Origin of the sequence: Catonella sp., assembly GCF_052169795.1 — a bacterium.
GTDB lineage: Bacteria > Bacillota > Clostridia > Lachnospirales > Lachnospiraceae > Catonella.
In genome coordinates, this window is record NZ_JBQNBU010000132.1 from 1 (window position 1) to 4,371 (window position 4,371).

Consider the following 4,371-nt stretch of genomic DNA (forward strand, 5'->3'; position numbering starts at 1 on the left):
TAAAATAAAACTAATATTTTTTTATTTTAGCTATTGACATTTATTAGCTGGACTTATCTATTTTTCTAACAGTTTTTCTATTCCAATTTTTAAGCCTTGTTTGTTCTTATCCCATTGAGATGCTATCTCTAAAATTTCTACTTTCTTATTCATTTTATTCGCATATTCAGCTATATAACTTATACAACCAAGATTAATTTGCGAGCCACTAAGTGATTGTAAATAACTGAGAGTATCGTTGGTTAACTCAGTTCTTTGCTGCGCAAACAGTAGAAATGATTTCATCAATTCTTTAGCTATTATTGTTTCAGATACCATGGAAGAATTCATAGCCTCAAGAATTGCAGCGGCATCAGCATCTGATATATTTTCAACAGATTTAATTGCTTGTTGAATTTTAACGTCTGATTTTGAAAGAAGTTGTTCCAATATTTCTTGGGCTTCTGGTGAAAGAAAAGATGATATACGACTAATTTTTTCATCCAATGAGGTTCTTGTAAAATAAAAATATGTATTGAGGTTTTCCTCAGATAATTTAGGATCTATTTTACACCAATTTAAAAACCAATTATCTTCTCTCCAAATTTTTAACTTATCGCTATTCTCTGGTGTACCATTCTCGAATAGTGTTAATTCTTTACTTAAACTGTTATCCGCTGCCATTTCTGCTATTTTATTGAAAATTCTTGGTTTTATATATTCCAATATCATTATCTTTGCAAGAATTTTTCTATCCAATTTCTTATTCTTATAAGATGCCATTTGCAATCTCATATACATGGAATTCAAGAATCGTTTACACTGACGAGGGTTTCCATGCAATCCATTAGATAAAACAAATGCCAGCTGATTTGCAATAGAAAGTGATTCTACAATATTTAAATAATCATCGTTTTTATCTGAAAATAAAGTTATAACTGATTCAATCTTAAATCTCTCGAAATCCTCTTTTTTCTTCTCAACTATCCATGATAGAGCTTTTTGAAAATTTTCTTCCGATAATTCTGACTGTAAAAGTAAACATGCAATATAAATTTCCACCTCATCTGCATTTAATTGTGGGATGCGAATAGGATATTGTATTAATTTCTCAAGATATTCTTTCCCAATATCAATCTGAATGCCTTCTATATCTCTAAATTTACTTTTAACTGCATACGAAATATGACGTTCATCAGCACCAATAACGAAAGCAACTTTTCCCTCAAAAAGAAATAATTTTATTGCTTCAAGCGTTTCTAAAATAGTATCTGGTCTACATCTATCCAACTCATCTATAAAAACAACTAAACGACTAATTTTTGTTTCTTCTAGCAAAGATGCAAATGCTTTTTGAAATTTTCTAATATCCTCACGTAACTCTTTGTTATTTAATTCGCTTTCAATATTAGATTTAATTTTTTCTAAATCAGTGACTTCTATTTTTTCTTGACCATATTTCAAGACCTGATTCATTGTTATGTCAAGCAAAGAGCCAATCCCTCCTGTCACTAAAAAATCAGTTCCATATTTCAATGCACCTTTTACCAATTTAAATTTATCAACACTTTTATATAACCCTTTAATAATTTCTTGTGCCTTTTTAGTTAAGTGTGTTTCTTTACTAATCTCATCAAGAATAGTACCTAATATCGCCGTTTTTGCGTCTTCATAATTTTCAAACAGCCAACCATTAAATACTAAACATTTAATTTTTTCATCTCCCTTAATCAAACGCTCTTTGCACATATACATCAAGCTTGACTTTCCACTCCCCCAGTCACCGTATACTCCAATACTCGCCGGTAAAAGAGAATCATCTGTGATGATACTTTGAAGCGTTTGTATTAAGTAATCGTAGTCAAGAAAATCCAGTTCGGTTTCACTATCTTTCCACATAAAACGCCTCCCTAATCTATACCTTCCACAATTTCAGATATATCACAGTTAAGTTCTTCACATATTTTTAATAATACATCTGTCGTTACATTTTCGTCTTTCTTTAACTTATAAAACGTACTTCTACTAATTCCTGTTTTATTGATTAAATCTTTATGCTTTATATCTTTGTCTATCAATAATTTCCACAATTTTTTATAACTAAATTTCATCTTTATAACCCCTATTAAAATCATTATTTAGAGTTATAGTTCATTATATCATACTTTAGTATAATTTTATACACTATTATATTGACAGAAGCTTAATAATTATATAAAATAATAATGCGCAATGCGCTATCAAAAGGGAGGTATCTTATGATTGAAGTAAAAAATAAAAATCTTACTGGTTTAAAATTTATAGATTTATTCGCTGGATTAGGTGGATTTAGGCTCGCACTGGAATCCTTTGGTGCTGAGTGTGTTTACTCCAACGAATGGGATAAATACGCACAGGAAGTATATCAAATGAATTTTGGAGATATGCCTGAAGGTGATATTACACTTGTTGACGAAAACAGTATCCCTGAGCACGATATTTTATGTGCAGGTTTTCCTTGTCAAGCCTTTTCAATTAGTGGAAAACAAAAAGGTTTTGAAGATAGCAGGGGAACTTTGTTTTTTGATGTGGCTAGAATTGTAAAAACTAAAAATCCAAAAGTGGTTTTCATGGAAAATGTTAAAAATTTTGCATCTCATGACAATGGCAATACACTAAAGGTTGTTAGAAATACTATGATAGATTTAGGATATGACTTCTACTCTGACGTCTTAAATTCTCTTGACTTTGGCATCCCTCAAAAGAGAGAACGTATCTATATGATTTGTTTTAGAAAGGATTTAAACATTAAGAATTTCTCTTTCCCGAAGCCTTTTAAGCTTTCTACATTTGTCGAAGACTTATTATTGCCTGACGAATACGTATCAAATCTTATAATAAATAGATCAGATCTGGAACTGAGAGATATAGAAATTAAAGAAAATTCAAATAAAACAATAAGAATAGGAACTGTTGGCAAAGGTGGACAAGGTGAAAGAATTTACAGCCCTAAAGGAATTGCGATTACTTTGTCCGCTTATGGTGGTGGTGTCTTCTCTAAAACAGGTGGATACTTAATAAATGGTAAAACAAGGAAATTGCACCCTCGTGAATGTGCTCGTATTATGGGATATCCTGATTCATATTTAATTCATCCATCATCAAGTCAAGCATATAAACAATTTGGCAATTCCGTTGTAATTAATGTTTTACAATATATCACTAAAAACATGGGGGAGGCTTTAAATCATGAATACAGCTATATTTAAAACCTGGTTGGTTAAAAATGGTAATTCATCCAAAGTCGCTTCAGATACTATCTCTAGATTGAAAAAGTTAGATAGAGCCTTAATTGAATCTCCTATCTCTTCATCAGTAGACTCTGAATTTAATAAAGATGCTTGTAAGCAGCTTTTAAAATGTTTTTCTAAGAACGGGAAAAACCCAATTATGGATTCATTTCAATTATATCCACTTCCTATTGGTGAAAGATATATACACACATACAAACTATCATTGACTAAATATATAGCATTTAAGAAGGAGTACCCTGACGGGTAACCCCTTTTATTTGCTAATTGCCTTTTCAAACTTAATAAGATCCCTTTTTTGCTGTTCAACATCATAATTCATTAATTCTATTGAAAATATTACATTTGCATTTCTAGTGTTAGATAATTTTCTCACTTTATAATTACTGCCATTCTCTCTAATAAGATAGTCGTATTTATCACCACTGACCTTTGTTCCATCTAAATACCTATCAGAAATAATATCTAACCCGCTAAAGCTAAAATCTATGCCTGCAATACCCATTGCATACTCGAAATCCAATCTATTAGAATTATTTAAGCTAGATGAACCACTCTTCTTTTCTCTATACTTCGCTGTCACATTAAAGTATTTAGGGAATTGATCTATGGGAAATATCAAAAACTCCCCCCTATCTTTAGTTATAAAAAATTCTGCACCTTTTTCTTTATAATAATTAATTATCCAATTATAAAATACTGATTTTGGCATATTAATATCTAATCCAGCTGTTCCTGAATCACAAAATTTATAAAAATTACTATCCATAAAATCAACAATCATTCTGGCATATTCATTTTCATTTGTTTTGTTTTTAGGAGAATACCTGAATACACCGTTTTTTAAATCTGGCAATAATACAAATTGCCCACATTGAGCACTATGCATTTTCGCTTCTATATAAAAAGCTTTTCTCTCCCCGCGATAAAGTATATCGCTTACAGTTGAATCAGATTCTCCTTGTTGTTCAAATTTAATTCCATATTTTTCATTTAAATATGCTGTACACTCTTCTTCAAAAGTTCTCCAACTCATTGTTATACCTCCTAGTATAATAATGGTATAGTCAATCAAGACTATTTGGTTAACAAGTTTCTATGT

Annotated in this window: 5 protein-coding genes; 2 read left to right on the forward strand and 3 right to left on the reverse strand. The window is 30.5% G+C overall.

Translation table 11 applies throughout. The features are described from left to right. Positions 1-57: 57 nt before the first annotated feature. A complete protein-coding gene (locus ACTTKP_RS11385) occupies positions 58-1,878 on the reverse strand; it encodes a KAP family P-loop NTPase fold protein (protein ID WP_442554019.1) in 1,821 nt (606 codons plus the stop codon). 11 nt (positions 1,879-1,889) lie between these two features. Then, positions 1,890-2,090: a helix-turn-helix domain-containing protein gene (locus ACTTKP_RS11390; protein WP_442554020.1), complete on the reverse strand. Its 201-nt coding sequence runs from the start codon at positions 2,088-2,090 to the stop codon at positions 1,890-1,892. Positions 2,091-2,237: 147 nt separating this feature from the next. Here ACTTKP_RS11390 and ACTTKP_RS11395 point away from each other — a divergent pair, with 147 nt between their 5' ends. Both ACTTKP_RS11395 and ACTTKP_RS11400 read left to right on the forward strand, forming a co-directional pair. Then, a complete protein-coding gene (locus ACTTKP_RS11395; RefSeq protein ID WP_442554021.1) occupies positions 2,238-3,227 on the forward strand; it encodes a DNA cytosine methyltransferase in 990 nt (329 codons plus the stop codon). Next, positions 3,208-3,519 (forward strand): hypothetical protein, encoded by a 312-nt coding sequence (locus tag ACTTKP_RS11400; protein WP_107856038.1) that lies wholly within the window; start codon positions 3,208-3,210, stop codon positions 3,517-3,519. The genes ACTTKP_RS11395 and ACTTKP_RS11400 overlap by 20 nt, the downstream gene beginning before the upstream one ends. Before the next feature lie 6 nt (positions 3,520-3,525). Here the strand turns inward: ACTTKP_RS11400 and ACTTKP_RS11405 are convergent, their stop codons facing one another. Continuing rightward, a complete protein-coding gene (locus ACTTKP_RS11405) occupies positions 3,526-4,305 on the reverse strand; it encodes a hypothetical protein (protein WP_442554022.1) in 780 nt (259 codons plus the stop codon). Between the last annotated feature and the right edge of the window lie 66 nt (positions 4,306-4,371).